Source organism: Bradyrhizobium sp. F1.4.3 (genome assembly GCF_040548375.1).
Classification (GTDB): Bacteria; Pseudomonadota; Alphaproteobacteria; order Rhizobiales; family Xanthobacteraceae; genus Bradyrhizobium.
The window spans coordinates 211,488-236,952 of record NZ_JBEPRN010000003.1 but is presented as its reverse complement, the minus strand read 5'-3'; the positions used below and the strand labels follow the sequence as shown (position 1 = coordinate 236,952).

At 64.0% G+C, this 25,465-nt stretch carries 24 protein-coding genes; 8 read left to right on the top strand and 16 right to left on the bottom strand.

The features are described from left to right. Nucleotides 1-146: 146 nt before the first annotated feature. Nucleotides 147-950: a HesA/MoeB/ThiF family protein gene (locus ABIB73_RS13130; RefSeq protein ID WP_354224665.1), complete on the top strand. Its 804-nt coding sequence runs from the start codon at nucleotides 147-149 to the stop codon at nucleotides 948-950. A 9-nt stretch (nucleotides 951-959) separates the two neighbouring features. Here ABIB73_RS13130 and ABIB73_RS13125 read toward each other — a convergent pair whose 3' ends face one another. Continuing rightward, nucleotides 960-1,979, bottom strand: coding sequence for an aldo/keto reductase (locus tag ABIB73_RS13125; RefSeq protein ID WP_354224663.1), 1,020 nt, complete (start codon nucleotides 1,977-1,979; stop codon nucleotides 960-962). Nucleotides 1,980-2,098: 119 nt separating this feature from the next. Here ABIB73_RS13125 and ABIB73_RS13120 point away from each other — a divergent pair, with 119 nt between their 5' ends. Beyond that, nucleotides 2,099-3,010, top strand: a complete 912-nt coding sequence (locus ABIB73_RS13120) for a LysR family transcriptional regulator (protein ID WP_354224662.1) — start codon at nucleotides 2,099-2,101, stop codon at nucleotides 3,008-3,010. A gap of 3 nt (nucleotides 3,011-3,013) precedes the next feature. Here the strand turns inward: ABIB73_RS13120 and ABIB73_RS13115 are convergent, their stop codons facing one another. Beyond that, nucleotides 3,014-4,015 carry a 2-hydroxyacid dehydrogenase gene (locus ABIB73_RS13115; RefSeq protein WP_354224660.1) on the bottom strand — a complete coding sequence of 334 codons (1,002 nt, stop codon included), beginning with the start codon at nucleotides 4,013-4,015 and terminating at the stop codon, nucleotides 3,014-3,016. A 335-nt stretch (nucleotides 4,016-4,350) separates the two neighbouring features. On the opposite strand from ABIB73_RS13115, the gene ABIB73_RS13110 reads away from it, so the two are divergent. After that, entirely contained in the window at nucleotides 4,351-4,881 is a 531-nt protein-coding gene (locus ABIB73_RS13110; RefSeq protein ID WP_354224658.1) for an SH3 domain-containing protein, read from the top strand. 155 nt (nucleotides 4,882-5,036) lie between these two features. Here ABIB73_RS13110 and irrA read toward each other — a convergent pair whose 3' ends face one another. Continuing rightward, entirely contained in the window at nucleotides 5,037-5,528 is a 492-nt protein-coding gene (gene irrA, locus ABIB73_RS13105; protein WP_354224656.1) for an iron response transcriptional regulator IrrA, read from the bottom strand. 350 nt (nucleotides 5,529-5,878) lie between these two features. On the opposite strand from irrA, the gene fabA reads away from it, so the two are divergent. The 3 genes from fabA to fabI all read left to right on the top strand — a co-directional run bounded on the left by fabA (nucleotide 5,879) and on the right by fabI (nucleotide 8,602). Then, the gene (fabA, locus tag ABIB73_RS13100) at nucleotides 5,879-6,400 is read left to right on the top strand and encodes a bifunctional 3-hydroxydecanoyl-ACP dehydratase/trans-2-decenoyl-ACP isomerase (RefSeq protein ID WP_354224654.1); all 522 of its coding nucleotides are present in this window, start codon (nucleotides 5,879-5,881) and stop codon (nucleotides 6,398-6,400) included. Nucleotides 6,401-6,440: 40 nt separating this feature from the next. Next, nucleotides 6,441-7,664: a beta-ketoacyl-ACP synthase I gene (gene fabB / locus ABIB73_RS13095; RefSeq protein WP_354224652.1), complete on the top strand. Its 1,224-nt coding sequence runs from the start codon at nucleotides 6,441-6,443 to the stop codon at nucleotides 7,662-7,664. A 137-nt stretch (nucleotides 7,665-7,801) separates the two neighbouring features. Continuing rightward, the gene (gene fabI / locus ABIB73_RS13090) at nucleotides 7,802-8,602 is read left to right on the top strand and encodes an enoyl-ACP reductase FabI (RefSeq protein ID WP_354224650.1); all 801 of its coding nucleotides are present in this window, start codon (nucleotides 7,802-7,804) and stop codon (nucleotides 8,600-8,602) included. A gap of 8 nt (nucleotides 8,603-8,610) precedes the next feature. Here the strand turns inward: fabI and ABIB73_RS13085 are convergent, their stop codons facing one another. The 5 genes from ABIB73_RS13085 to ABIB73_RS13065 form a co-directional block, all read right to left on the bottom strand. Beyond that, nucleotides 8,611-9,207 carry a glutathione S-transferase family protein gene (locus ABIB73_RS13085; RefSeq protein WP_354224648.1) on the bottom strand — a complete coding sequence of 199 codons (597 nt, stop codon included), beginning with the start codon at nucleotides 9,205-9,207 and terminating at the stop codon, nucleotides 8,611-8,613. A 157-nt stretch (nucleotides 9,208-9,364) separates the two neighbouring features. Next, nucleotides 9,365-10,165 (bottom strand): hypothetical protein, encoded by an 801-nt coding sequence (locus ABIB73_RS13080; protein WP_354224646.1) that lies wholly within the window; start codon nucleotides 10,163-10,165, stop codon nucleotides 9,365-9,367. Between the two features lie 19 nt (nucleotides 10,166-10,184). Next, nucleotides 10,185-11,018 carry a hypothetical protein gene (locus tag ABIB73_RS13075; protein WP_354224644.1) on the bottom strand — a complete coding sequence of 278 codons (834 nt, stop codon included), beginning with the start codon at nucleotides 11,016-11,018 and terminating at the stop codon, nucleotides 10,185-10,187. Nucleotides 11,019-11,109: 91 nt separating this feature from the next. Then, a complete protein-coding gene (locus ABIB73_RS13070) occupies nucleotides 11,110-11,574 on the bottom strand; it encodes a GNAT family N-acetyltransferase (RefSeq protein ID WP_354224643.1) in 465 nt (154 codons plus the stop codon). A 7-nt stretch (nucleotides 11,575-11,581) separates the two neighbouring features. After that, complete coding sequence (locus ABIB73_RS13065; protein ID WP_354224641.1) at nucleotides 11,582-12,508, bottom strand: hydrogen peroxide-inducible genes activator; 927 nt, start codon at nucleotides 12,506-12,508, stop codon at nucleotides 11,582-11,584. Nucleotides 12,509-12,622: 114 nt separating this feature from the next. Here ABIB73_RS13065 and katG point away from each other — a divergent pair, with 114 nt between their 5' ends. Next, on the top strand, nucleotides 12,623-14,791 hold the full coding sequence (gene katG, locus ABIB73_RS13060; protein ID WP_354224639.1) for a catalase/peroxidase HPI: 2,169 nt from the start codon (nucleotides 12,623-12,625) through the stop codon (nucleotides 14,789-14,791). A gap of 113 nt (nucleotides 14,792-14,904) precedes the next feature. Here the strand turns inward: katG and pnp are convergent, their stop codons facing one another. From pnp to rbfA, 4 genes are all read right to left on the bottom strand, one after another. After that, a complete protein-coding gene (pnp, locus tag ABIB73_RS13055) occupies nucleotides 14,905-17,061 on the bottom strand; it encodes a polyribonucleotide nucleotidyltransferase (protein ID WP_354224637.1) in 2,157 nt (718 codons plus the stop codon). 377 nt (nucleotides 17,062-17,438) lie between these two features. Next, nucleotides 17,439-17,708 carry a 30S ribosomal protein S15 gene (gene rpsO, locus ABIB73_RS13050; protein WP_247331566.1) on the bottom strand — a complete coding sequence of 90 codons (270 nt, stop codon included), beginning with the start codon at nucleotides 17,706-17,708 and terminating at the stop codon, nucleotides 17,439-17,441. A gap of 2 nt (nucleotides 17,709-17,710) precedes the next feature. After that, the gene (truB, locus tag ABIB73_RS13045; protein ID WP_354224635.1) at nucleotides 17,711-18,832 is read right to left on the bottom strand and encodes a tRNA pseudouridine(55) synthase TruB; all 1,122 of its coding nucleotides are present in this window, start codon (nucleotides 18,830-18,832) and stop codon (nucleotides 17,711-17,713) included. Beyond that, the gene (gene rbfA, locus ABIB73_RS13040) at nucleotides 18,829-19,206 is read right to left on the bottom strand and encodes a 30S ribosome-binding factor RbfA (protein WP_354224971.1); all 378 of its coding nucleotides are present in this window, start codon (nucleotides 19,204-19,206) and stop codon (nucleotides 18,829-18,831) included. The genes truB and rbfA overlap by 4 nt, the downstream gene beginning before the upstream one ends. On the opposite strand from rbfA, the gene ABIB73_RS13035 reads away from it, so the two are divergent. Further along, a complete protein-coding gene (locus ABIB73_RS13035) occupies nucleotides 19,123-19,449 on the top strand; it encodes a hypothetical protein (protein WP_354224984.1) in 327 nt (108 codons plus the stop codon). The genes rbfA and ABIB73_RS13035 overlap by 84 nt on opposite strands. Here ABIB73_RS13035 and infB read toward each other — a convergent pair. The 4 genes from infB to rimP form a co-directional block, all read right to left on the bottom strand. Then, nucleotides 19,416-22,118: a translation initiation factor IF-2 gene (gene infB / locus ABIB73_RS13030; protein ID WP_354224633.1), complete on the bottom strand. Its 2,703-nt coding sequence runs from the start codon at nucleotides 22,116-22,118 to the stop codon at nucleotides 19,416-19,418. The genes ABIB73_RS13035 and infB overlap by 34 nt on opposite strands. Nucleotides 22,119-22,189: 71 nt before the next feature. Next, on the bottom strand, nucleotides 22,190-22,873 hold the full coding sequence (locus ABIB73_RS13025) for an RNA-binding protein (RefSeq protein WP_354224631.1): 684 nt from the start codon (nucleotides 22,871-22,873) through the stop codon (nucleotides 22,190-22,192). A gap of 23 nt (nucleotides 22,874-22,896) precedes the next feature. Further along, a complete protein-coding gene (gene nusA / locus ABIB73_RS13020; RefSeq protein ID WP_354224629.1) occupies nucleotides 22,897-24,507 on the bottom strand; it encodes a transcription termination factor NusA in 1,611 nt (536 codons plus the stop codon). A 2-nt stretch (nucleotides 24,508-24,509) separates the two neighbouring features. After that, nucleotides 24,510-25,265 (bottom strand): ribosome maturation factor RimP, encoded by a 756-nt coding sequence (gene rimP / locus ABIB73_RS13015; RefSeq protein ID WP_354224627.1) that lies wholly within the window; start codon nucleotides 25,263-25,265, stop codon nucleotides 24,510-24,512. Nucleotides 25,266-25,465: the final 200 nt, after the last annotated feature.

Here is a 25,465-nt window from a genome sequence, read left to right as displayed (position 1 = left end):
GCGGCCGGAAAGCAAGGTCCTCATCCTGAGGAGCGGCCATGAGGCCGCGTCTCGAAGGATGGACCCGGGTGACATCGGGGCCTTCATGGTTCGAGACGGCGCTTCGCGCCTCCTCACCATGAGGGGTGAGAAAACGAAGGACGACGATGCTGAGCCCGGACGAACTCGAACGCTATGCCCGCCATATCGTGCTGCGCGATGTCGGCGGACCGGGCCAGGCTGCGCTGAAAAGGGCGGCTGTGCTGGTGATCGGCGCCGGCGGCCTTGGCGCGCCCGCCTTGATGTATCTGGCGGCCGCCGGTGTCGGCACGCTCGGCGTGGTCGATGACGACGTTGTCTCGCTGTCAAATCTTCAGCGCCAGGTCATCCATACGACGCCCGACATCGGCCGGCACAAGGTCGAGAGTGCCGCCGAGCGGATCGCGGCGCTCAATCCGCATGTGCGTTTCGTCGGGCACGCGACCTGGCTCAACGCCGACAACGCGCTCTCGCTGATCGGCGACTACGACCTCGTGCTCGACGGCTCCGACAATTTCTCGACGCGCTATCTGGTCTCGGATGCCTGCTTCTTCGCCAAGAGGGCACTGATCACCGCGGCGCTCGGCACCTTTGACGGCTCGCTCACCACCATCCGCGCGCATGAAAAGAATGCCGACGGCGCGTTCAATCCGACCTATCGCTGCCTGTTTCCGGAGGCGCCTCCGCCCGGCACGGTGCCGGCCTGCGCCGAGGCCGGCGTCATGGGCGCGCTGGCGGGCGTGATGGGTTCGATGATGGCGCTGGAGGCGATCCGCGAGGTCGTCGGGTTCGGCGACGGCTTGGTCGGCCGCCTGCTGATGATCGATGCGCGCGCGATGCGTTTCGAGACGCTGCGTTACGCGCGCGATCCCGCCAACCCGCTCAATGGCGATGGGCCGGTCATGACTGACCTGAGCGCCCATCGCACCTGACTGTCGCCGTTACGCCGTAGCCGGCTTCTCGCTGTCGAGATGCGCCATCTGCTCGGCCGCGTAACGCGTGCCGGAGGCGATGTTGGGCGGGAAGGCTTTGGCCAGCGCTGCAAGCTGAGCCGGCGTCAGCGTCACCCTGGTCGCGCCCAGTGCTTCGGTGAGACGATTGCGGGTGCGGGCGCCGATCAGCGGCACGATCTCCTTGCCCTGCGCCGCCACCCAGGCGATTGCAACCTGTGCCGGCGTTGCGCCGATCTCGGCGGCGATCGCGCGCAGCTGCTCCGCCAGCGCCAGATTGGCATCAAGGTTTGCGCCCTGGAAGCGCGGGCTCATCAGCCGGTAGTCCTTGCCGGTCTTGTCGCTGTTCTTGCCGCTGTCCTTCGACCAATGGCCGCTGATCAGGCCGCGCGCCAGCACGCCATAGGCGGTGATCGCGATGCCGAGCTCACGGCAGGTCTTCAGAATGTCGCGTTCGATGCCACGCTCGATCAACGAATACTCGATCTGGAGATCGACGATCGGATGCACCGCATGCGCGCGGCGAATGGTGTCGGAGCCGACCTCGGACAGGCCGATATGCCTGATGTAGCCGGCCTTCACCATCTCGGCGATGCCGCCGATCGTCTCCTCGATGGGAACGTTGGGATCAAGCCGCGCCGGGCGATAGACGTCGATGTAGTCGGTGCCAAGTCGTTGCAGCGAATAGGCGAGAAAATTCTTCATGGCGGCCGGACGGCAGTCCATGCCGGTGAATTCGCCGGCAGGACCGCGCAGCGCGCCGAACTTGACGCTGATCTGCACCTTGTCGCGCGGGACGTCCTTCAGCGCCTCGCGGATCAACATTTCATTGTGGCCCATGTTGTAGAAGTCGCCGGTGTCGAGCAGCGTGATCCCGGCGTCGAGCGCGGCATGGATCGTGGCGATGCTCTCGCCGCGATCGCTGGGACCATAGGCATCCGACATGGCCATGCAGCCGAGACCTAGGCTTGGGACGGTGGGGCCGGTTGAACCGAGTTTACGCTGTTCCATGATGGCTCTCCTCGAAAAGGCGGCAGCCTGATCGTGCCGCGTGACGAGGCGGATATGCGTTCTCTCCATTGCGCCGATAAGGTGGACAATCCAGAATAGCTTGTTCATCATATCGAACAATGACCGATCCCGACCTGCGCGATCTCGATGCCTTCGTGGCGGTTGCCCGCACCCGCAATTTCCGGCGCGCAGCGGTTGAAATTCGCGTGTCAGTGTCGAGCCTTAGCCAGCGGTTACGGGATCTGGAGGAGCGCCTCGGCGTCCGTCTGATGAACCGCACCACCCGTAGCGTCGCCCTGACCGAGGCGGGCGAGTTGCTGCTGTCGCGCGTCGCGCCAGCCTTGCGGGACGTCGGCGACGCCCTGGATCAGGTCCGGGGCCTGCGCGAGGTCGCTTCGGGCCGCCTGCGCATCAATGCGCCGCCGCCGGCGGTCGACCTCGTGCTGGCGCCGATGGTCGGGCCGTTTCTCGAAACGCATCCGCAGGTCGACCTCGATATCGTGTCCGAAAGCGGGTTCGTCGACATCGTCAGCGCAGGCTTCGACGCCGGCGTGCGCTATGGCGAGCATCTCGCGCAGGACATGGTGGCGATCCCGCTGAGCGGTCCGCAGAACTATGTCGTCGTCGCTTCGCCGGCTTACCTCGCGCGCCGCGGCCGGCCCAACCATCCGAAGGATCTGCTCGACCATGATTGCATCCGAGCCCGCTACTCGAGCGGCGTCATGCATGATTGGGAGTTCGAGAAGGCTGGTCAGCTCATGAAGGTCGATCCGCCGGCAAAGCTGATCTCGACCAATATGGGACTAGCCATGCGCGCTGCACTCGACGGCGTCGGTATCTGGGCGACGCTCGATGGCTATGTCGGTGAGGCCGTGAAGTCCGGGGCGCTGGTGAGCCTGCTCCAGGATTGGTGCGAGCCGTTCCCTGGACCGTTCCTGTATTATCCGAGCCGGCGCCAGGTGCCGCCGGCGTTGCGCGCGTTTATTGATTTCGCGACGGACTGGCGCAAGCGCGAAACGCGCGAGAAATAGATCTCAGAGCATGCTCGGCAGCACGCGATCCGGCGGCTTGTGGGCGTCGAGGAAGGTGCGGATGTTGATGATCACCTTCTCGCCCATCTCGACCCGGCCCTCGATCGTGGCCGAGCCCATATGCGGCATCAGCGTCACCTTGCCGGCCTTGGCGAGCCGCACCAGCTTCGGGTTGACCGCCGGCTCGTGCTCGTAGACGTCGAGGCCGGCGCCGCCGATCTCGCCGCCTTCGATCAGCTTGATCAGCGTGTCTTCGTCGGTCACCTCGCCGCGCGCGGTGTTGACGATGTAGGCGTCTTTCCGGATCAGCTTCAATCGCCGCGCCGATAGCAGATGATAGGTCGCCGGCGTGTGCGGACAGTTCACCGAGATGATGTCCATCCGCGCCAGCATCTGGTCGAGGCTTTCCCAGTAGGTTGCGCCAAGCTCCTCGGCGATCTTCGGCGCCACGGGGCGTCGGTTGTGGTAGTGGATCTGCAAGCCGAAGGCGCGGGCGCGGCGCGCGACTGCCTGGCCGATGCGGCCCATGCCGATGATGCCCAGGCGCTTGCCGCCGATGCGGTGGCCGAGCATCCAGGTCGGCGACCAGCCGGCCCAGGGTTTCCCCTCGGTCAGCACAGAGGCGCCTTCGATCATCCGGCGCGGCACCGCCAGGATCAACGCCATGGTCATGTCGGCGGTATCTTCGGTCAAAACTTTTGGCGTGTTGGTGACGGTGATGCCGCGGGCATGCGCGGCCTCGACATCGATATTGTCGACGCCGTTGCCGAAATTCGCGATCAGGCGCAGCTTGCAGTCGGGCTGGTTGACGATGTCGGCCGTGATGTGGTCGGTGACGGTCGGAACCAGGATGTCGGCGGTGCGCGCGGCTTCCGCGATCTGCTCGGCCGACATCGGCGTGTCGTCGAGATTGATCCGCGCATCGAACAGCTCGCGCATGCGCGTCTCGATCGAGTCCGGCAGCTTGCGCGTCACGACGACGAGGGGCTTTTTCTTTACCGACATGTCCTGCCCTCATGAGGCATTGCAAGCCCGCCTCTGTCGCCAAAGGCCGGCCGTTGAGGCCTCATTAACCCGGTTGTTCGACACTGCCCTTGCCGTGTCGTCCCCGGCGTTTCCTTCAAGCTCTCCCGACATTTCCGGCCGGAAAATCGGGGCAAACTGGTTGTTCAAGCGTCCGTCCTCTCTAGCAGAAGGCCGGGCCAAGACAAGAACCACGGTCTGGCTTGCGGATCTGGCTTCGGGAACACCCGCGTGGGGCGGAAAGAGGGCGCGCGGCAGGGTTTTGGACGGCGGGGTGAGGATCCGGCTTGGCTGGGTTTTCGACAGGAGACGGGTTGATGGCGTTGGGGCGTTTTTGTTCGGTGATGGCGCTTGTTTGCGGCTGGTTGAGTGCCTCGGTCAGCCCCTCGCATTCGGCGAAAGACGCCACCCCGCAGGCCGCCAGCGGCCTCCCGGTGCCGCGCTATGTCAGCCTGAAGTCGGATCACGTGAACGTCCGTGCCGGCCCGACCAAGGACAATGATGTGGCCTGGGTCTACACCCGCTCAGGCCTGCCCGTCGAAATCACCGCGGAGTTCGAGAACTGGCGCCGGGTCCGCGATTCCGAGGGCGCCGAAGGCTGGGTCTATCACTCCTTGCTATCGGGCCGCCGCACTGCGGTGGTCACCATGAAACACAAGGACGACCTCGCGCCGATCTATGACCGCGCCGATCCCGACAGCGCGGTGGCCGCGAAGCTCCAGGCCGGCGTCGTCACGCAGGTGAAGAAGTGCACCACAAGCTGGTGCCACGTCACCGGCAACGGTTTTGACGGCTGGATCCAGCAGGAGCGCCTTTGGGGCGTCTATGCCGACGAGCAGGTGAACTGACCCGAAGAGTCATCCCGGGGCGATGCGTTAGCATCGAACCCGGGATCTCGAGATTCCGAGTCTGGTTCTAATGCACCTTCCCGGAATGACGCACAAACGAAAATGGCCGGGACAAGCCCGGCCATGACGATCAAATCAGCAGATCAGGATAGATCTCAGCGCTTCTTGCGCAGGCGCACGACCATGTCGATGCGCGCGATCTCGTAACCCTCGGGCACCTCCGGCATCTTGGACAGCGCCAGATGCGGATCCTCGATGTCGACCAGCTCGTGGCTGTTCTCGAGGTAGTAGTGGTGGTGCGTGGTGACGTTGGTGTCGAAATAGGTCTTGGTGCCATCGACGCTGACCTGACGCAGCAGGCCGGCATCGGTCAGCTGGTTCAGCGTGTTGTAGACGGTCGCGAGCGAGACCGGCACCTTGGCCAGCGTCGCTTCCTCATAGAGCATTTCAGCCGTGAGGTGGCGTGCACCCTTGCCGAACAGCAGCCAGCCGAGGGCCATGCGCTGGCGCGTCGGGCGGAGGCCGGCCGACTGGAGCATCTCGTTGACGTCGTGCCAGGGGCAGCCGGTCAGGGCCGGCTGTCGGCCAGACAGAAGGGCCGCCGCATGGGCGTTTTCGTCGTGATGGGGCGCGTTGTTTTCGCTCATTTCCAAAATTCGGGCACGCGTGAACTCTATCTCTCTGCAATATAAGGAGAGATAGATGCAGATGCAAGTTTCTCGCAACTAGAGTGGTTCTAATCAGGCGAGGAACTGGACTAGGGCCCGGTCATTTTACCTTCATGAGACCGCTTTGCCACCCGAAATGGCCTGTGTTAGAGAGCGCGCGGTTCCGCTTAACCGATTTTGGCGCAGCCGGGCATTGAGGCCCGGCTCGCCGTCCATCCGGCTCTCGGTATTTGCGCCTGACGACGGCAATTGGCGTTGCTTTCCGAACACAACGGGGCCCATTTTTGCCAGAAACGCCGCTCAATCGGGGTTAGAACAGAGGCTTCCGCATGCTGAACAGGCGCAACGGTTACGAATACGAAGATCTGCTGGCATGTGCCCGCGGCGAGATGTTCGGCCCGGGCAATGCACAATTGCCGCTGCCGCCGATGCTCATGTTCGACCGCATCGCGGAAATTTCCGAGACCGGCGGCGAATACGGCAAGGGAATCGTGCGCGCCGAGCTCGACGTGAAACCCGATCTCTGGTTTTTCGGCTGCCACTTCAAGAACGATCCGGTGATGCCCGGCTGCCTCGGCCTCGATGCGCTGTGGCAAATGGTCGGCTTTTATTTGGGCTGGAGCGGCGGTGAAGGTCGCGGCCGCGCCCTTGGCCTGAACGAGTTGAAGTTCAGCGGCCAGGTGCTGCCCGAGGCCCGCAAGGTTGTGTACAACGTCGATATCAAGCGCGTGATGCGCTCAAAGCTGGTGCTCGGGATCGCCGACGGATGGCTTTCGGTCGATGACCAGATTATCTATCGCGCGAAGGATCTGAAGGTCGGCCTGTTCAAGCAGGGCACGGACCTGGGCTGAGCGCATCACCAAGAAAGACAACGATTTAGGCGAGGCTGTCATGAGGCGGGTTGTGGTCACCGGGATGGGTATCGTCTCGTCCATCGGAAACAACACCCAGGAAGTGCTTGCGAGCCTCCACGAGGCGAAGTCGGGCATTTCGCGGGCGGAGAAATACGCCGAGCTCGGCTTCCGTTCGCAGGTGCAGGGTGCGCCGACGATTGATCCTGCGACGGTTGTCGATCGGCGTGCGATGCGCTTCCTCGGCCAGGGCGCGGGGTGGAATCACATTGCGATGGAGCAGGCGATCCAGGATTCCGGACTTGGACCTGACGAAGTCTCCAACATCCGCACCGGCATCATCATGGGCTCCGGCGGCCCGTCGGCCCGCACCATCGTCGAATCGGCCGACATCACCCGCACCAAGGGACCGAAGCGCGTCGGCCCGTTTGCAGTGCCGAAGGCGATGTCGTCCACGGCATCGGCGACGCTTGCGACCTGGTTCAAGATCAAGGGCGTGAACTATTCGATCTCCTCGGCCTGCGCGACGTCGAACCATTGCGTCGGCAACGCCTATGAGACGATCCAGATCGGCAAGCAGGACGTCATCTTCGCCGGCGGCTGCGAGGAATTGGACTGGTCGCTCTCGGTGCTGTTCGACGCCATGGGCGCGATGTCCTCGAAATACAACGACACGCCCGCCACCGCCTCGCGTCCCTACGACGTCAATCGCGACGGCTTCGTGATCGCCGGCGGTGCCGGCGTGCTGGTGCTGGAAGAGCTCGAGCATGCCAAGGCGCGCGGCGCGCGCATCTACGGCGAGATCGTCGGCTACGGCGCGACCTCGGACGGCTACGACATGGTCGCTCCGTCAGGTGAAGGCGCCGAGCGCTGCATGCGCATGGCCATGTCGACGGTGAAGACCAAGGTCGACTACATCAATCCGCACGCCACCTCGACGCCGGCCGGCGATCCGCCGGAGATCGACGCGCTCCGTCGGGTGTTCGGAAGTGGCGAGAAGTGTCCGCCGATCTCGGCGACCAAGGCGCTGACCGGCCACTCACTCGGTGCGACCGGCGTGCAGGAGGCGATCTACTCACTGCTGATGATGAACAACGGCTTCATCTGCGAGAGCGCGCACATCCAGGAGCTCGACCCCGTGTTCGCCGACATGCCGATCGTGCGCAAGCGCATCGACAACGTCAAAATCGGCACCGTGCTGTCGAACTCCTTCGGCTTCGGTGGCACCAACGCCACGCTGGTGTTCAGCCGGCTTGATGTGTGAGCCAGTAGGCTGTCATGCTCCGCGAAAGCGGAGCATCCAGTACGCTGCGGCTTCTCGGCCTACAATGATAGTCTCCGGAATACTGGATCGCCCACATGCGTGGGCGATGACCTCGGAATAATGGGAGCCATCAGGCAATGGAAGGTTTGATGAAAGGCAAGCGCGGTCTGATCATGGGCATCGCCAATGATCATTCGATCGCCTGGGGCATGGCGAAGACGCTGCATGCCCATGGCGCCGAGCTCGCCTTCACTTTCCAGGGCGATGCCCTCGGCAAGCGCGTCAAGCCTCTGGCGGAGTCTCTCGGCGTGGAACTGGTGCTGCCCTGCGACGTCGAGGATATCGCCAGCGTCGATGCCACATTCGCCGCCTTGCGCGAAAAATGGGGCCAGCTCGATTTCGTGATCCATGCGATCGGCTTCGCCGACAAGAACGAGTTGAAGGGCCGCTACGCCGACACCAGCCGCGAGAACTTTTCGCGCACCATGGTGATCTCCTGCTTCTCGTTCACGGAAGTGGCCAAGCGTGCTGCCGAGCTGATGACGGAGGGCGGCAGCATGATCACGCTGACCTTCGGCGCCTCGATGCGCGCGATGCCGAACTACAACGTGATGGGCGTGGCCAAGGCGGCGCTGGAAGCATCCGTGCGTTATCTCGCTGCGGACTTCGGACCGCGCGGCATCCGCGTCAACGCGATCTCCGCAGGCCCCGTCCGCACGCTCGCCGGCTCCGGCATCGGCGAGGCGCGCGCGATGTTCGCGTTCCAGCAGAAGCATTCGCCGCTCCGCCGCGGCGTCACGCTCGACGAGCTCGGCGGCTCGGCGCTGTATCTGCTGTCGGACCTCTCCGGCGGCGTGACCGGCGAAATCCACTATGTCGATTCCGGCTACAACATCGTTTTGATGCCTAAGCCGGACGATTTGAAGACGGCGGAATAGGGCTAAAACTAACCCGCCGCGATCTTCTCCGCGCGCTGGAACGCAGGCCGCGTCATGCAGCGCGTGAGATAGGCGTCGAAGGCAGGCCGCGACGGCACCATCTTGAACAGGCGCACCGCGAAATTCAGCCCCGAGCCGACCGTGATGTCGGCGGCGGAAAACTCCTCGCCGAGAATCCACGGCCCTTTCGCGAGCGCGGCCTCGAGCACGTCGAAGACTTGCGTCGCGCTGCCCCAGGCCGCGGTCGAGGTCGGCACTTCGATCTTGGTGAAGATCTGGATGATGGCCGGCTCGATGCAGCTCGGTGAGAAGAACAGCCATTGCAGATAGCGCGCGCGGCGCGGGTCGGTCACATCGGGCGCTAGCTTCGTCTCCGGATAGCGGTCGGCAATGTAGGCGCAGATCGCCGCGGCTTCACCGAGCGCCGCGTCGCCGTCGGCGAGCGCCGGCACCTTGCCCATCGGATTGACTTTGAGGAAATCCGGCGCCTTCTGCGCGCCGGTCGAAATGTCGGTCAGCACACGCTCATAGGGCAGGCCGGTTTCTTCCATCAGCCAGAGCGCGGAGAACGAGCGCGAGCGGGGCGACCAGTAGAGCTTGATCATGGCGCGGACCTTTCATTCGTGTGAGGCGAACAAGGCCCATTCATCGCGTGTCTGCTTCGAATCCGCAACGCACTAACTCTAGGCGGACGAGGCGTTCTGCGAGCGATATCTTGGTCTATATGAAATTCGATCAGCAAGTTATCGGTGACGCCGTCGATCAGTGTGCCGGTCGCTGCAACAAGGCTGGCAGCGTCTTGTCGAGGCTCTTCGTCAGCATCGTGCGCACGCCGTCGCGCAGCACCGGGTTGTTGACGGCGTCCGCCGGCTTCTCGGGAAACATCGCGCGATCCAACTGGGTCGACGGGCCGCCAAGCGGATAGTGCAGCAGGCGCTCCGTAAACGTGTCCTCGGTCATCAAGGCCGGTGCCTCCTTGATCAACGCTAAGGTAGAGCCGTCATAGACCCTGATGTACATCATGGCGAAGAGGTGTACGGGCCCGTTCAAAGGGTATTGCGAGATTCCAATGCCGTACTCCCGTTGGCTCCCGCCGTGACGATGTACCATGACGTATCGCTCACACCGGATTTTTGGCGCGAGAAACCGAACGAAGTTCTCGAGGTCGGACGCGATGCGATAAGAAGAGAATAGTCTCGGATTTTCACGACCTCCGGACTTGAGCTCCTCCCTAGTGAAGGGAATCCTCTTCACGGAACTGCCGGGTGCAGCGGCGCGAACGCGCGAAACGACAAGGTCGTCGAGCGCCCACGCCGCAACCGAGGTCCGCGAATATTTATCAGGGGAGGTGAAGGGTCCAAATTTCTCGACTATGAAGAGGTCGCCGGCGATCGGAATCACGCCGATCTGGCACGGGCTGCTCTCAACCGGTCCGCTTGGCGTGACGGTTGCCGGCTTCCTGACCGCGGGCTTGACGACTTCCGGTTTCGGCGCAGGTTGCACCTGCCCACCTGTCGGCGATAACAGCGCATACAATACCAATGCGGTAGCGAGCAAGTTCATCGTCGCGGGCGAACGCCCCTTATTGCGCGAAATAGGGCGGCAGAATCTTGTCCAGCCTCTGTGTCAGGAAATCACGGGCATTGTCGCGCAGGATTGTGTTGTTGGCGGCGTCAGCAGCTGCTGCCGGGAACATGGAATTGTCCACCTTGCGCAAAAGCTCGTTCGAGACGAAGTTGTCGGCCATATGCTTCATGACACCTTCGAACGTCACTGCGGGTCCCTTCATGACTTCGAAGGTCCGACCGTCGACCCATGTCACGCCGATATAGGCGAACACATACGAGTAGGCGATCACGCCCACACCCCGGTTGAAGATGCCGACGCCGCTGAGCGACTGATTGGTCCCGTCAAGCTGTCCTTCGCTGCGCATGACGACCAGATAGCGGTCGCAACCGGCATTGCCGGCGACCTGTCGGATCAGGTTCGATAGCTCTTCGCGCTGATTGCGGAACAGGCTCGCTTTCGGGTGGTAGTAGGAATCGAGCGCGCCCTTCGCGTAAGTGATCCGTCGCACCGGTGTGGCGCCTGCTGCGGCCCGCACCCGCGCAAAGACAAGATCGTCGAGGCCCCACGACACCGGCACTTCCGCATAATCGTTGCCGAACACGGTCAGGCCGATCTTCTGGACGACGAAGAGATCCTGGGTCCCCGCAATCACGCCAACGCTGCAAGGACCGGCAGTCGCCGGCTCTGCGAGCTTGGCTGGCGCCTTCGGCTTCGCGGCCTTCTTGGCCGCCGGTTTTGCCGGTGCCGCAGTTTGAGTGGGAGGCGCGGTGGTTGCGGGAGGGGTTTGCGCGGCCGCCGAAGTCAAAAAGGACAGTAGCGCGGTCAGCGAGACAGCAATTCGAACCATGGATTCCGGGAGATCAGAGGCAGGAGGACATCGGACGCGTCACACTAGGGTGGGACTGTGACAACCGCAAGCTGCGTCCGGCGATCATTGCCTATCCAGCGGGCCGCTGCCGCTTCCACCGGTAGTACTTCATCATGAACCCGTTGGACGGCTCGATCTCTTCCTTCTCGAACACAAAGCCTTCGCGCTCGTACCAGCGCCAGGCCTTTTCGTTCTCGCGCACGCAGCGCAGGTGCATCTCGTCCGGCATTTGCGTGCGCGTGAAGGCGAGCAATTGCCGGCCGAGCGATTGGCCCTGATAGGCGGGCGCGACGAAGAGCATGTCGAGATAGAGTTTTGGCAAATGCAGCGCCAGCATCGCGGCGATCGTGCCGTGATCGTCGGCGACGAACAGGCTCCAGCCGTTCTCGATCTCGCGGCGGATGCGCGCACGCAGATTTGCCAGCACGAAGTCGCTCGCCTCGGCAAGCCCGGTCGAGACCCAGCTCTCCATCCAGACACGGCCGATCTCGTCATATTCCTCAGCGCGGGCCGGGCGGATGATCGGGTGCGACATCCGGATCTCAAGCCCGTTGGCTGCGTGCGGCCTGCCGCGGGCGCGCCTTGCCGGCCGACAGGCACACCACCTCGGAGATTTGCAGGAGTTGCCGCGCCAGCGGACTGGTCTTGCGCCAGACCATGCCGATGGTGCGCGAGGGCTCCGGGTCGCGAAAGCGCGAAAGCGCGACCGAGGCCGATCGCGTCTCCACCGACACCGCCATCTCCGGAATCAAGGTGACGCCGATCCCGGCGCTGACCATCTGGACCAGCGTCGACAGCGAATTCGCATCCAGCATCTCGCGTGGCGGCGCCGACTGCATGTTGCAGAACGACAGCGCCTGATCGCGGAAGCAGTGCCCTTCCTCGAGCAGCAGCAGCCGCATCTCGCGCATCATCTCGCGCGAGGGCACCGGCGTGCCTTCATCGGAGCCGGGCCGCACCAGCAGGAATTTCTCGTCGAACAGTGCGACCTCGGTGAGCGACGGCTCTGACACCGGCAGCGCGACGATGGCGGTGTCGAGCCGGCCTTCCACCAGTTCCTTGATCAGCCGCGGCGTCATCGTCTCGCGCACACGGATGTCGAGCTCCGGATGCAGACGCGTGAGATTCTTGGTGATCTTGGGCAGCAGATAGGGCGCGATGGTCGGGATCATGCCGATGCGCAGGCGACCTGAAAAGCGGTCCTGCGAGGCGCGGGCGAAATCGCCGAGCTCATCGACCGAGCGCAAGATGTCGCGGACGCGCTGGGCGAGCTCCTCGCCAAATCGCGTCAGCGCGACCTGCCGGGCGCTGCGCTCGATCAGTAGGCCGCCGAGCGCCTCCTCCAGTTCCTTGATCTGCATCGACAGCGCCGGCTGCGAGATGGAACAGGCCACTGCCGCCCGGCCAAAATGGCCATGACGCGCCAGCGCGTCGAAATATCGCAGCTGGCGCATCGTCACGTTGATCATCAGAAAATCCTATCGCAGCGATCATTAAAGTCAACTTCCCCTGATCGAACACGAAGCTTAGAGTGCTTCTACCTGGTCAATGGCGCGAGTTCGACGCCACCAGAGGAGGTATTCATGGACGACACTTCGAAGTGCCCGTTTTCGGGTGGAAAACGCGTACCGGCGAACCGCGACTGGTGGCCGACCCAGCTCAGCATCGAGATGCTGCACAAGAATTCCGGCCTGTCCGATCCGATGGGCAAGGAGTTCGATTATGCCAAGGAGTTCAAGTCGCTCGACCTGAACGCGGTTATCAAGGACCTGACCGCTTTGATGACGGATTCGCAGGAGTGGTGGCCCGCGGACTTCGGTCATTACGGTGGCCTGATGATCCGCATGGCCTGGCACAGCGCAGGCACGTACCGCATCACCGACGGCCGGGGTGGCGCCGGCGCCGGTCAGCAGCGGTTCGCGCCGCTCAACAGCTGGCCGGACAACGCCAACCTCGACAAGGCGCGCCGGCTGCTCTGGCCGATCAAGCAGAAATATGGCCGCAAGATTTCCTGGGCCGATTTGATGGTGCTCGCCGGCAACGTCGCGCTGGAATCGATGGGCTTCAAGACCTTCGGTTTCGCGGGTGGTCGCGCCGATGTCTGGGAGCCGGAAGAGCTCTATTGGGGTCCCGAAGGCACGTGGCTGGGCGATGAGCGCTACAGCGGCGAACGCCAACTCGCCGAGCCGCTCGGCGCGGTGCAGATGGGCCTCATCTACGTCAACCCGGAAGGCCCGAACGGCAAGCCAGATCCGATCGCGGCTGCGAAGGATATCCGCGAGACCTTCTTCCGCATGGCGATGAACGATGAGGAAACCGTCGCGCTGATCGCCGGCGGCCACACCTTCGGCAAGACCCATGGCGCTGGCGATCCCTCGCTGGTCGGACCGGAGCCGGAAGCGGGCGCACTCGAGGATCAGGGTCTCGGCTGGAAGAGCAAGTACGCTTCGGGCCTGGCGGGCGATTCCATCACCAGCGGTATCGAGGTGACATGGACGACGACGCCGACGAAGTGGAGCAACAACTTCTTCGAGAACCTGTTCAAGTACGAATGGGAGCTGACGAAGAGTCCGGGCGGTGCGAACCAGTGGACGGCCAAGGGCGCCGAGGCGATCATTCCGGACGCGTTCGACAAGTCGAAGAAGCATCGGCCGACGATGCTGACCACCGACCTCTCGCTGCGCCTCGATCCGGCCTATGAGAAGATTTCGCGGCGCTTCCTCGAGCATCCCGATCAGTTCGCGGACGCGTTCGCCCGCGCCTGGTTCAAGCTCACTCATCGCGACATGGGTCCGATCGTACGCTACCTCGGCCCGCTGGTGCCGAAGGAGACGCTGATCTGGCAGGATCCGATCCCGGCCGTGAATCACGAGCTGGCCAGCGAGCAGGACATCGCTTCGCTGAAGACGAAGATCCTGGCCTCGGGCCTGTCGGTCTCGGAGCTGGTCTCCACGGCGTGGGCGTCGGCCTCGACGTTCCGCGGCTCGGACAAGCGCGGCGGCGCCAACGGCGCGCGCATCCGGCTTGCACCGCAGAAGGACTGGGAGGTGAATCAGCCGGCCCAGCTCTCGAAGGTTCTCGCCAAGCTCGAGACGATCCAGAAGGACTTCAACGCATCGGCCGGCGCGAAGAAGGTCTCGCTCGCCGACCTGATCGTTCTAGGCGGCACCGCCGCGGTCGAGAAGGCCGCGAAGGACGCCGGCGTCGACGTGAAGGTCGCCTTCACGCCGGGTCGCATGGATGCCTCGCAGGAGCAGACCGATACCGTTTCGTTTGCTCCGCTGGAGCCACGGGCGGATGGCTTCCGCAACTACGTCGGCAAAGGGCATCAGTTCTTGATGCCGGAAGAAGCCCTCGTCGATCGTGCGCAGTTGTTGAAGCTTTCGGGACCCGAGCTGACGGTCCTGGTCGGCGGCCTGCGTGTGCTCGGTGCCAATGCCGGTGGTTCGAAGAACGGCGTCCTTACCGCGAAGGCGGGAACGCTGACCAACGACTTCTTCGTCAACCTGCTCGACATGAGCACGCAGTGGACGCCGGCCGGCACTGACGGCACCTACGAGGCCCGCGACCGCAAGACCAACGCGGTCAAGTGGACCGGCACGCGCGTCGATCTGATCTTCGGCGCGCACTCGCAGCTCCGCGCCTTCGCCGAGGTCTATGCCTCGTCGGACGCCAAGGAGCAGTTCGTCAAGGACTTCGCCAAGGCCTGGACCAAGGTGATGAACCTCGACCGGTTCGACCTCGCGGCGTGAGTTGTGGCTACCTCTCCCGCTTGCGGGAGAAGGAGCGCAGCTCCTCCGGGGCGACGCAAACAAAAAGGGCGGCCGAGAAGCCGCCCTTCGTGTTTCTGGGAAGGTAGCGAGGCTTACTCGCCGGCCGCTTCGCGCGGCGCCGGAGCGTCGGTCTTTTGCTTGGCCTCGAGATCCTCGCCGGTCTCCTGGTCGACCGCCTTCATCGACAGCCGGGTCTTGCCGCGGTCGTCGAAGCCCAGCAGCTTGACCTTGACCTTGTCGCCTTCCTTGACGACGTCGGAGGTCTTCTGCACGCGCGCCGAAGCGAGCTGGCTGATGTGGACGAGGCCGTCCTTGGAGCCGAAGAAGTTCACGAACGCGCCGAACTCCATCACCTTGACGACGGTGCCTTCATAGATCTGGCCGACTTCCGGATCGGACGCGATCGACTTGATCCACTTGATCGCGGCCTTCATCGCCTCGCCGTCGCTGGAAGCGACCTTCACGGTGCCGTCGTCCTCGATGTTGACCTTGGCGCCGGTCTTCTCGACGATCTCGCGGATCACCTTGCCGCCGGTGCCGATCACTTCGCGGATCTTGTCGGTGGCGATCTTGAAGGTCTCGATGCGCGGCGCGTATTCGCCGAGCTCGGCGCGCGCGTTGGTGAGCGCCTTGGACATTTCGCCGAGGATGTGGATACGCCCATCCTTGGCCTGGCCGAGCGCGACCTTCATGATCTCCTCGGTGATGCCCTCGATCTTGATGTCCATCTGGAGCGAGGTGATGCCTTGCTCGGTGCCGGCGACCTTGAAGTCCATGTCGCCGAGATGGTCCTCGTCACCGAGGATGTCCGAGAGAACCGCGAAGCGCTTGTCTTCGAGGATCAGGCCCATCGCGATGCCCGCGGTCGGCCGCTTCAGCGGCACGCCGGCGTCCATCAGCGCGAGCGAGGCGCCGCAAACCGAAGCCATCGACGAGGAGCCGTTGGATTCGGTGATCTCCGAAACCACGCGGATCGTGTAGGGGAACTCGTGATGCGGCGGCAGCACCGGGTGGATCGCGCGCCAGGCAAGCTTGCCGTGGCCGATCTCGCGGCGCTTGGTGCCGCCGAGGCGGCCGGTCTCACCGACCGAGTAGGGAGGGAAGTTGTAGTGCAGCAGGAACGTCTCTTTGTACGTTCCAGACAGCGCGTCGATGTACTGCTCGTCCTCGCCGGTGCCGAGCGTGGTCACGACCATCGCCTGGGTCTCACCGCGGGTGAACAGCGCCGAGCCGTGGGCGCGGGGCAGCACGCCGACTTCGGCGATGATGTTACGCACGGTCTTGCTATCGCGGCCGTCGATGCGCTTGCCGGTGTCGAGGATGTTCCAGCGGACGATCTTGGCTTCCAGCTCCTTAAACACCGCGCCGATGCGCAGCTTGTCGTATTTCGCCTCCTGCCCTTCAGGGAAATAATGGGCGATCACCTTTTCCTTGACCTTGCCGACCGCGGCGTAGCGATCCTGCTTGACCGGAATGGCGTAGGCGGCGCGCAGCTCCTGCTCGACGATGCCGAGCATTTCCTTCTCGAGCGCGGAATTGTCGATAACAGTGACTTCGCGCGGCTCCTTGGCGGCCTTCTCGGCGAGCTCGATGATCGCTTTGATGACCGGCTGGAAGTGGCGGTGACCGAACATCACGGCGCCGAGCATGATGTCCTCGTTGAGTTCCTTGGCTTCCGATTCCACCATCAGCACGGCGTCGGCGGTGCCGGCGACGACGAGGTCGAGCTGGGTGTCGACCATCTCGTCGAGCGTCGGGTTGAGGATGAACTCGTCATTGGCGAAGCCGACGCGCGCGGCGCCGATCGGGCCCTTGAAGGGCGCGCCGGACAGGGTCAGCGCGGCGGACGAGGCCACCAGAGCGACGATATCGGGATCGTTCTCCATGTCGTGCGACAGCACGGTGACGATCACCTGGGTCTCGTTGCGCCAGCCGTCGACGAACAGCGGACGGATCGGACGGTCGATCAGGCGGGAGACCAGCGTCTCCTTCTCGGTCGGACGGCCCTCGCGCTTGAAATAGCCGCCGGGAATGCGGCCCGCAGCGTAGGTCTTTTCCTGGTAGTCGACGGTCAGCGGCAGGAAGTCGACGCCTTCACGCGGCGACTTCGCGGCGACGACGGTGGCGAGCACCACGGTCTCGCCATAGGTGGCGACGACGGCGCCGTCGGCCTGGCGTGCGATCTTGCCGGTTTCGAGCTTGAGAGGGCGTCCGCCCCAGTCGATCTCGACTGAATGCTTATTGAACATAGAGGTCTTCTTTCATGGGTTCTCGAAAGAAGGGACGGCTCGAAAAACAAAAACCATGTCAAGATTGCAGGACGTTGATCGGAGCGGGCGATCAGCGTCCTGCGATCCTGCCATGGTTTTCGGATTTCGGATGGCGTCCATCCTTTCGGGTCATACGGGCGCCTTGCCCGTTGCGCCCAGCCGCCGGATTGCTGCTGGACTGTCAGTCGGCACGAACGCGAACACCGAACCGCGGTCTTCGCTGATCATGCCCCGGATGCGAACCATCGTTGGCCCGCACCCGACGTGCGCGTGAGCCTCGATCAAAAACCTTAAAATAAGCGCTTTCGCTCGAAACCACGCGCAAAAACGCGCGCCATTGGCGCGCGCAAGAACTCTTAACGACGAATGTTGTGCTTCTCGAGCAGCGCCTTGTAGCGCGCCTCGTCCCTCTTCTTCAGATAGTCGAGGAGCGAGCGGCGGGTCGACACCAGCTTCAAGAGGCCGCGACGCGAATGGTTGTCCTTCACGTGGGTCTTGAAATGGCTCGTGAGGTTGTTGATGCGTTCCGAAAGGATCGCGACCTGAACCTCAGGCGAGCCGGTGTCGCCGGCTTTGTTGGCATTCGTCTTGATGACTTCCGCTTTGCGTTCTGCGGCAATCGACATCGTCAATTTCTCTCGTTGCGACCGGAGCTGGCAGTCAGGCCGGTCAGGTTGAACACACGCTTGGGGATGATTTCGCCATTGCCAACTTCAGCAAGCGCGAGAAGACGGCCTGCCACCGTGACATAGACTGTGCCGCTACTAGTGGGCGCATCCCGTCCGCGCAATAAAACGGCCTGGCCCCGATGGAGCCTTGCCGCATCAGCCCGAGTGACGGCCAGTGCCGGGATGTCGTCCAGCGCGGTCTCAACGGGCATAAGCGCGTCGGCGAGGCTGCCCTCGCCGGACGCGGCTCTATCGCACAAAGCCTCCAGCTGATCCAGCGGAATCATGTCGTTTTCGCCGAATGGGCCGACCAGGGTCCGCCGCAGCGCGCAGATATGGCCGTAAGTGCCGAGAATCCGGCCCATGTCGCGGGCCAGCGCGCGGACATAGGTGCCCTTGCCACACTCCGCCTCGAACGTGGATCTGTCGCTATCTGGTTGATCTATAAGGGATAAATGGTGAATCTGGACTGGACGGGGGGCCAGCTCCACGATCTCGCCGTCGCGGGCGAGGTCATAGGCCCGTTCGCCCTGGACCTTGATCGCCGAATAGCGCGGCGGAACCTGCTCGATCACACCGGTAAAGCGGGGCAGCAGGGCCTCGATCGCCTCCCGGGTCGGGCGCTGGTCGGAGGCTGCGGTGATCTGGCCCTCGATGTCGTCGGTGTCGCGTTCCTCGCCCCAGCACACGGTGAAGCGGTAGCGCTTGCGGCCGTCCATAACGAAGGGAACCGTCTTGGTGGCTTCACCGAGCGCGATCGGCAGGCCGCCGGAGGCGAGCGGATCGAGCGTGCCGGCATGACCGGCGCGCTTGGCGTTGAACAGGCGCTTGAGCACGGCAACCGCCTGCGTCGAGGTCATGCCGATCGGCTTGTCGAGCACGACCCAGCCATGGACGTCGCGCCGGTCGCGGCGCGGCTGCTGACCCTTCTGCTGTTTGCTGGCACGAGGATCGTTGTTGACGCGACGCGCCTCCTGCTGCGGCTGAGCGTTGCCGCCGACGTCTGCAAAATTATTTTTCTGCACGTCGTGCTGATCGGCTTCTTCGCCACCGATCATGCCGTGAGCCGGGTCCATCATCATTGTTCTTCTTCCCGATCCGAATCCGGATCCTGTTCCAGGTCCTTCTGCACCGCAGGTGTTCGCAAAAGCTTCTCGATCCGTTCCGCTTCGTCGAATCGCTCGTCGGCGCGGAAGCGAAGGTCAGGTGCAAATTTCAGGTTAACGCGCCGCGCGACTTCGCCGCGCAGGAATTTCTTGTTGCGATCGAGCGCAGCGATGACGAGCTCGGTGTCGCGGCCACCGAGCGGCATGACGTAGATTGTCGCGAGCTTCAGGTCGGGCGACATCCGCACCTCCGGCACGGTGATGATGTGGCCTTCGAGGTCCGCATCATGCACGCTGCCTTGCGCCAGAATCTCGGCTATCGCGTGGCGAACCTGCTCGCCAACGCGCAACTGACGTTGCGAGCCGCCGGGCGCGGAACTTTTCTTCTGGTGGTGGCGGGGCATTTCTGGAAATCACCTCGTCATGCCCGCGTTTGGGACACGAGCATTGTCATTTGTCCTGTTGAAACGAATGAGAGGCGGATGGCCGGAAAAATCCGGCCACCGCACTCTCGCAATTTCAGTTCAAAAAGATCCGGGCGCTTCGGTAAGATTTGGACTTACAGGGAGCGCTGGATCGTCTCCACGCGATAACACTCGATCACGTCGCCGGCACGCATGTCGTGATAGTTCTCGAAGGCCATGCCGCATTCCTGGCCGGACTGGACTTCCTTCACTTCGTCCTTGAAGCGCTTCAGTGTCGACAGCTTGCCTTCGTGCACGACGACGTTGTCGCGGATCAGGCGCACGTTGGCGCCGCGTTCCACGGTGCCGTCGGTGACGCGACAGCCGGCAACCTTGCCGACCTTGGAGATGTTGAAGATCTCCAGGATCGAGGCATTGCCGAGCATGGTTTCGCGCAAGGTCGGCGCGAGCAGGCCGCTCATCGCCTTCTTCACGTCGTCCACGAGGTCGTAGATGATGTTGTAGTAGCGGATCTCGATGCCGTTGCGCTTGGCGGCCGCGGCCGCCTCCTTGTTGGCACGAACCGAGAAGCCGATGATCGCGGCGTTGAAGCCTTCCGCGAGCGTCACATCGGATTCCGAGATGCCGCCGACGCCGGCATGCAGGATGCGGGCGGCGACTTCGTCGGTGCCGAGCTTCTCCAGCGAGCCGAGAATTGCTTCCAGCGAGCCCTGCACGTCGGCCTTGATGATCAGCGGGAATTCCTTGCGGCCCGCGGTCTTCAACTGCGACATCATCTGCTCGAGCGAGCCGCGCATGCCGGAGATCGAGGCCGCAGCGTTCTCGCGCTTCTGGTGCGCGCGGTAGCTGGTGACCTGGCGGGCGCGGGCTTCGTTCTCGACCACGGCGAGACGATCGCCGGCTTCCGGCGGACCGTTGAAGCCGAGTACCTCGACCGGCACCGACGGACCTGCCTCCGGCACCGTCTCGCCCTGATCCGAGATCAGCGCGCGGACGCGGCCCATCTCGGCACCGGCGACGATGATATCGCCGACACGAAGCGTGCCGCGCTGGACGAGCACGGTCGCGACGGGGCCGCGGCCGCGGTCGAGCTTGGCCTCGATCACGGTGCCCTCGGCCGGCCGCTCCGAATTGGTCTTCAGGTCGAGGATGTCGGCCTGGAGCGCGATCATCTCGAGCAGCTTGTCGAGATTGGTCTTGTTCTTGGCGGACACTTCGACGTCGACGACTTCGCCGCCGAACGACTCGACCTGCACCTCGTGCTGAAGCAGCTCGGTGCGGACGCGTTCGGGTTTGGCATCGGGCTTGTCGATCTTGTTGATGGCAACAATGATCGGCACGCGCGCCGCCTTGGCGTGGTTGATGGCTTCGACCGTCTGCGGCATGACGCCGTCATCGGCCGCAACCACCAGCACGACGATGTCGGTGACCTTGGCGCCGCGGGCGCGCATCGCGGTGAACGCGGCGTGGCCGGGCGTGTCGATGAAGGTGATCTTCTTGCCGCTTTCGGGCGACAACACCTGATAGGCGCCGATATGCTGGGTGATGCCGCCGGCTTCGCCGGAGACAACGTTGGCATGACGGAGCGCATCGAGCAGCGAAGTCTTGCCGTGGTCGACGTGACCCATCACGGTCACGACCGGCGAGCGCGGCTCGGTGTCGGTGGAATCCTCGGTGGCATCGAACAGGCCTTCTTCGACGTCGGACGCCGCCACGCGCTTGACGGTGTGGCCGAGTTCCTCGGCGATGAGCTGCGCGGTGTCGGCATCGATCACGTCGGTGATCTTGTGCATCGCGCCCTGCTTCATCAGCATGCGGATGACGTCGACCGCGCGCTCGGCCATGCGGTTGGCGAGTTCCTGGATGGTGATCGCTTCCGGAATGATCACCTCGCGGATCAGCTTTTCCTTCGGCTCATTCGAGACGTGGCCCTTCAGGCGCTGGGTGCGGCGGCGGAACGAGGCGATCGAGCGCTCGCGCACGTCGTCGGCATTGAGCGCGGTGACGAGCGTGAGGCGGCCGCGTTCCTTCTGCGGACCCGGCTTGTGGGTGGTCTTGGGCGCCGCCACGGGACGCATGGCCCCGCCGGGACCACGACGGATCTGGCGCGGACCATCTTCCTCGTCCGGTCCGGCTGCGACGCCGGGGGCGCGCGCGGCCGGTCCACCCGGACGCTGCGCAGTCGTCGTCGCAGGTCGCGCTGTGGTCGTCGCGGGTCGCCCTGTGGTGGTCGCAGGTCGCGCCGTCGTCGGCGCGGACCGCGGCGCGTTGGCCGCCGGTGTGGCTGTCGCCGCGCGGGCCGCAGATTGCGACTGCTCGCCCTCGCCAAAGCGCTTCTTGGCCTCGGTCTCGGCCTTCCGCTTGGCCTCCTCTTCGTGGCGATGACGTTCGTCCTCGGCCTTGCGGCGGGCTTCGGCGGCCTCGCGCTCGACACGCTCGGCGCTTTCGCGGACGGCGCGGCGCTGGGCTTCCTCTTCGGCGTGGCGGCGCTCCTCGACCTCACGCACCTTGGCGTCAGCGAGCGCGCTGGCGCGGGCGGAACGTTCGTCCTCGGTCAGGGTGCGAAGCACCACGCCGGAGCCGGCGTTACGTGGCGGCGCCGGGCGTGCAGGAGCAGGCGCCGGCGCGGCCGGCGCCGGCTTTGCAACAGCCGCGGGAGCCTGCGGCTCGGGGCTGCCGTCGATGCGACGCTTGCCGCGCTTCTCGACCACGACCTGCTTGCTACGGCCATGGCTGAAGCTCTGGCGCACAGTGCCCGTTTCGACGCGCGGCTTGAGCGATAGCGTCTTGCTCGGAACGCTCAGCTTCTTGTCGTCAGGGGTCTTGGTATCAACCATTCAGCAGTCCTAATCCTGATCTTGTTAACGTTGTGCGTTGCCGCACCGTTCTATCGGGTGATCGTTGTCTCTCAGAAATCCTGGCCGTGCTTTTCGGCAGTCTTGTCATCGTCCGCCAGCCGGTATCGGACCAGCATCTGGCTACGCGACAGGAATGTCTTGCTCGCCGGGCCCGCGAGCAGGGCAGCATGTATCACATTTGACCGGGTGAGTGCCAAATCCAATTCTGTCGATTTCAATGCGGTTACGACGGGAATCGGCGGCCTTGCGCCGCGATTTCCGTCATTTTGCCGCGCCAGCATGTCCAATTTGCGGATTCCGTCCGCGGCCCCGTCGCTGGCATGGATCAGGACCTCGACCGTGCCTTCCCGCAGGGCGCTCTCGACCTTGCCGAAACCGGCGACGATCTGCCTGGCCTTGGCAGCAATCCCAAGGGCTTCGGTCACGCTCCGAACCAGGAGTGCCTCGATGTCGGCGGGAAGCGTCGGAGGAATGCGCAAGTCGCGCCTGAAGGCTTTGGTAAATTGGTGACGACGGACGGCTTCCGCAACCACCTGTCGCGATGCCGTAACCCACATGCCCCGTCCGGGCAGCTTGCGCTTGAGATCGGGAACTATGTGCCCTTCCGGCGATACGACGAAGCGGATCAGCTCGTCGATCGGCCGGACCTCGCGGCTGACCACGCACATCCGCATGGTCGCGGACCTTTCGGTCCGCGGTCCATGATCGAGTTCGGGGTCAGTGCTGGCAAGCATCCGGGCGACATCCTCCTTAGCCCTTAAGCCGGCTGATCTTCGGCCGCCTCAGCCTCTTCGGCCGGCTTGGCCAAATCAGCCTCGGTGATCCAGCCCGCCTTGACGCGTGCCTGCATGATCATGGCTTCCGCATCGTCGCGGGAGACGCCGAGGCCTTCGAGCGCGCCGGCAAATTTGGTCTGCTCGCCGCCTTCCTTGCGCTCGGTCCAGCCGATTAGATCGTCGGTGGCGCAGCCGGCGAGGTCGTCGACCGACTTGATGTCGTTCTCGCCGAACTTCACCAGCATCTTCGAGGTCACGCCGGGCACGTCCTTGACGGCGTCCTCGACGCCGAGTTCCACGCGCTTGGCCTCGAGCTCGGCTTCCTGCTGATCGAGATATTCGCGGGCGCGATTCTGGAGCTCCTGCGCGGTCTCCTCGTCAAAACCCTCGATGCCGGCGAGTTCCTTGATGTCCACCATCGCGAGTTCCTCGACCGAGGTGAAGCCTTCGGACGCGAGCAACTGGCCGACCACCTCGTCGACATTGAGCGATTCCATGAAGACGCGGGTGGAGTTCTCGAAATCGGCCTGGCGGCGCTCCGATTCCTCCTGCTCGGTCAGGATGTCGATGTCCCAGCCGGTGAGCTGCGAGGCGAGGCGCACGTTCTGGCCGCGGCGGCCGATCGCCAGCGAGAGCTGGTTGTTGGTGTCGGGCACCACGACCTCGATGCGCTCGCGATCCTCGTCGATGACGACCTTGGAGACTTCGGCCGGCGCCAGCGCGTTGACCACGAAGGTCGCAATGTCGGGCGACCACGGAATGATGTCGATCTTCTCGCCCTGCAATTCGTTCACCACCGCCTGCACGCGCGAGCCGCGCATGCCGACGCAGGCACCGACCGGATCGACCGAGGAATCGCGGGAAATCACGCCGATTTTCGCGCGCGAGCCTGGATCGCGGGCGACCGCCTTGATTTCGACGATGCCGTCATAGATTTCCGGCACTTCCTGCGCGAACAGCTTGGCCATGAATTGCGGATGGGTGCGGGACAGGAAGATCTGCGGGCCGCGGGTCTCGCGGCGGACGTCGAAGATGTAGGCGCGGACGCGGTCGCCGTTGCGGAACACCTCGCGCGGCAGCATCTCGTCGCGGCGGATAATGGCTTCGCCACGGCCGAGATCGACGATCACGCTGCCATATTCGACGCGCTTGACGACGCCGTTGACGATGTCGCCGATGCGGTCCTTGAACTCCTGATATTGCCGGTCGCGCTCGGCCTCGCGCACCTTCTGCACGATCACCTGCTTGGCCGACTGCGCGGCGATGCGGCCATATTCCAGCGGCGGCAGGGTGTCGGCGATGGTGTCGCCGACCTGGGCGCCGGGATTGGCGCGCTGCGCGTCCGCCAGCGAGATCTGGTTGGAATGGTTTTCGACCTTGTCGACGACCAGCATGTGGCGCGACAGCCGGAGCTCGCCCTTCTTCGGGTCGATCTCGGCATGAACGTCAGTTTCGCTGCCGTAACGGGCACGCGCTGCCTTGGCGATGGCGTCCTCCATCGCGGCGATGACGATGCCGCGGTCGATCGATTTCTCGCGGGCAACGGCGTCGGCGATCTGGAGCAGTTCGAGTCGATTGGCGCTGACTGCCATGGCTAGTCTCCTTCGTCAGGCTCGATCTCGCCGCGCCGCGCACGGTCGGCGGCAAGGCGATGTTTCTTTGTATTGGTCGGTGCCGGCTTCTTTTTCGGCTTGGTGTTCTTGGTCGTTTTCTCGCTGATGCTGGCGTGCGGCGCAGCCGGTGGCTCCAGGCCGAGATTGCGGCGCATCTCGCGCGCCTGGGCCTTGCCGCGGCGCATGGATTCCGCGATCAGCTCGTCGGTCAGCACCAGCCGTGCTTCGCCAATGTCCTCCATCACCAGGAGAACCTTGGCATCGTCGCCGGGCTTGATGTCGTCGCGCGTCAGCCGGATGCAGTCGCCCTCGACGCCCACGAGCGTGCCGCGGAACCGCTTCCGTCCCTCATGGGCGACGGCCATGTCGACCTTGACGAGGTGGCCCGTGTATCGCTCGAAATCGGAGCGCCGCACCAGCGGACGATCGATCCCGGGCGAGGAAATTTCCAGCCGATAGGCGCGCTCGATGGGGTCGGCGACATCGAGTACGGGCGACAGCGCCCGCGAGATCGCCTCGCAATCCTCGATCTGCATCGAGCCGTCCGGACGCTCGGCCATGATCTGCACGGTGCAGCCGGCCTCGCCGGAAATGCGGATCCGCACCAGCCGGTAGCCCATTCCCTCGAGCACCGGACCTGCGACCGCAGACACCCGCGCGGCCACGCCCGGCTCGACCACAAGCCGCGGCTCGGCCAGCAACTCGGCATCAGTGGAACCAGTGTTCGGTTCGGTCATATCCAGGGTCGGGGCGCTCGATGGTTAAGGCTAGGTTTACGACTTCAGAGCCTGCTTCGGAACTCTTCGTCCCGACGGGCCGTCGGGGCGGGCATCTTTCGTCAAACCGCGTTCAGGTAATAAAAAAGAGCGGGTCCTTTCGGGCCCACTCTCACTACGCGGATCGTATGAGAAGATGAAGTTGGCGCTGATATAGCCCT

Coding starts and splice junctions, on each gene's coding strand:
- pnp (WP_354224637.1), bottom strand. CDS start 17,061: ATGTTCAATAAGCATTCAGTCGAGATCGACTGGGGCGGACGCCCTCTC.
- ABIB73_RS13025 (WP_354224631.1), bottom strand. CDS start 22,873: ATGCTTGCCAGCACTGACCCCGAACTCGATCATGGACCGCGGACCGAA.
- rimP (WP_354224627.1), bottom strand. CDS start 25,265: ATGACCGAACCGAACACTGGTTCCACTGATGCCGAGTTGCTGGCCGAG.
- rpsO (WP_247331566.1), bottom strand. CDS start 17,708: ATGTCGATTGCCGCAGAACGCAAAGCGGAAGTCATCAAGACGAATGCC.
- ABIB73_RS13080 (WP_354224646.1), bottom strand. CDS start 10,165: ATGAACTTGCTCGCTACCGCATTGGTATTGTATGCGCTGTTATCGCCG.
- ABIB73_RS13115 (WP_354224660.1), bottom strand. CDS start 4,015: ATGTCGGTAAAGAAAAAGCCCCTCGTCGTCGTGACGCGCAAGCTGCCG.
- ABIB73_RS13130 (WP_354224665.1), top strand. CDS start 147: ATGCTGAGCCCGGACGAACTCGAACGCTATGCCCGCCATATCGTGCTG.
- fabB (WP_354224652.1), top strand. CDS start 6,441: ATGAGGCGGGTTGTGGTCACCGGGATGGGTATCGTCTCGTCCATCGGA.
- ABIB73_RS13065 (WP_354224641.1), bottom strand. CDS start 12,508: ATGATCAACGTGACGATGCGCCAGCTGCGATATTTCGACGCGCTGGCG.
- ABIB73_RS13120 (WP_354224662.1), top strand. CDS start 2,099: ATGACCGATCCCGACCTGCGCGATCTCGATGCCTTCGTGGCGGTTGCC.
- katG (WP_354224639.1), top strand. CDS start 12,623: ATGGACGACACTTCGAAGTGCCCGTTTTCGGGTGGAAAACGCGTACCG.
- nusA (WP_354224629.1), bottom strand. CDS start 24,507: ATGGCAGTCAGCGCCAATCGACTCGAACTGCTCCAGATCGCCGACGCC.
- ABIB73_RS13070 (WP_354224643.1), bottom strand. CDS start 11,574: ATGTCGCACCCGATCATCCGCCCGGCCCGCGCTGAGGAATATGACGAG.
- irrA (WP_354224656.1), bottom strand. CDS start 5,528: ATGAGCGAAAACAACGCGCCCCATCACGACGAAAACGCCCATGCGGCG.
- fabA (WP_354224654.1), top strand. CDS start 5,879: ATGCTGAACAGGCGCAACGGTTACGAATACGAAGATCTGCTGGCATGT.
- ABIB73_RS13110 (WP_354224658.1), top strand. CDS start 4,351: ATGGCGTTGGGGCGTTTTTGTTCGGTGATGGCGCTTGTTTGCGGCTGG.
- ABIB73_RS13125 (WP_354224663.1), bottom strand. CDS start 1,979: ATGGAACAGCGTAAACTCGGTTCAACCGGCCCCACCGTCCCAAGCCTA.
- fabI (WP_354224650.1), top strand. CDS start 7,802: ATGGAAGGTTTGATGAAAGGCAAGCGCGGTCTGATCATGGGCATCGCC.
- infB (WP_354224633.1), bottom strand. CDS start 22,118: ATGGTTGATACCAAGACCCCTGACGACAAGAAGCTGAGCGTTCCGAGC.
- truB (WP_354224635.1), bottom strand. CDS start 18,832: ATGATGATGGACCCGGCTCACGGCATGATCGGTGGCGAAGAAGCCGAT.
- ABIB73_RS13075 (WP_354224644.1), bottom strand. CDS start 11,018: ATGGTTCGAATTGCTGTCTCGCTGACCGCGCTACTGTCCTTTTTGACT.
- ABIB73_RS13085 (WP_354224648.1), bottom strand. CDS start 9,207: ATGATCAAGCTCTACTGGTCGCCCCGCTCGCGCTCGTTCTCCGCGCTC.